1 protein-coding gene is annotated in these 1,004 nt (G+C 58.8%); it reads right to left on the bottom strand.

The features are described 5' to 3' along the window. Positions 1 to 30: 30 nt before the first annotated feature. The coding region (locus B7X30_RS15680) for an ImmA/IrrE family metallo-endopeptidase (protein WP_286731900.1) at positions 31 to 1,004 on the bottom strand (974 nt) is incomplete at its 5' end.

The raw sequence follows: 1,004 nt of genomic DNA, 5'->3' as shown, positions 1-1,004 counted from the left end.
GCGACATTGATCAGATGGAATTTCGACGGATCAATGGCCATGGAGTGTCCGGCCATAGAGGTTCGCAAGTTCGGCGAGCTCGCCGTGGCTGCACAGCAGAGCTTCGGCCAAACGACCAATGCTGATCACACCAGCGCTGAAACCCTCGAAGCACAGGCCGACGTAGAAGTCCGAAAGGCCAAGCTCCAGGAGGTGAGCTTTGCGCTGGCGCTGCTTGGTGTTAAGGCTGTCGGGCAGCTCGGGATCGAACTTAGCTTCGCTCGGCACGCGCAATCGGCGGATGCGGTCGTAGTTGGCTTGATTGATGAGTTTGGCCTCTTTGAGAGCGATGGCAAGCGCGACGCAGCTCACTCGCAAATCGTTGGCCCATCGCTGGGCATCCGCATCGCTCCACTGGTTTGGCGGCGGCAGCTTCTTCAAGAAGGCGGGCGGCATCAAAAAACACGATGCGAAGCGATTGGCACGAAGTTCCAAATAGTCCGACCCGCTGGGACTATCGAAACTGACGCTGGCGCCTTGCGCAGAGTCGAAGATCGCGTGGGCCATTTCGTGAGCAGCGCTGAATCGCTGGCGGTAAACGTCTTCGCTGTGGTTGACCAAGGCGCACTTTCCGGCAACCGGATGCATGATGAAAAGGCCGGAGATGTTCGAGTTGCCTAACTTGCGGCGGAAGACATGGACGCCTACGCTGCGAAATTCCGCGTAGACATCGCGTGGGACCACGCGGTCATCATGTCCCAGAGCGGCGCGCAGTCGCGCGGCGGCGGCCTCGCCGTGGCCTTTAAAGAAGTCGCCGCTGGGCGAAAAGGAAAAGTCCTTGGGTGGACGCCCCAGATCCCTCATCAAGAAGTCTTCGGTTTCGCACAGGTATAGGAAGTCTTGGATGGCCCGGCGATCTTCCTTCGTGAAGTCGTTGCCATGGGCGCGGTAGAGCGTCTCGGTTTGCTCGAACGGCGCCACCTGTTCGTTTGAGATGAAGAACTTGAAGTCGCAGCGATAGTGGT

This window comes from Thiomonas sp. 13-64-67 (assembly GCF_002282795.1).
Classification (GTDB): domain Bacteria; phylum Pseudomonadota; class Gammaproteobacteria; order Burkholderiales; family Burkholderiaceae_C; genus Thiomonas; species Thiomonas arsenitoxydans.
The sequence above is the reverse complement of the archived record's forward strand: the minus strand, read 5'-3'. Positions and strand labels throughout refer to the sequence as shown.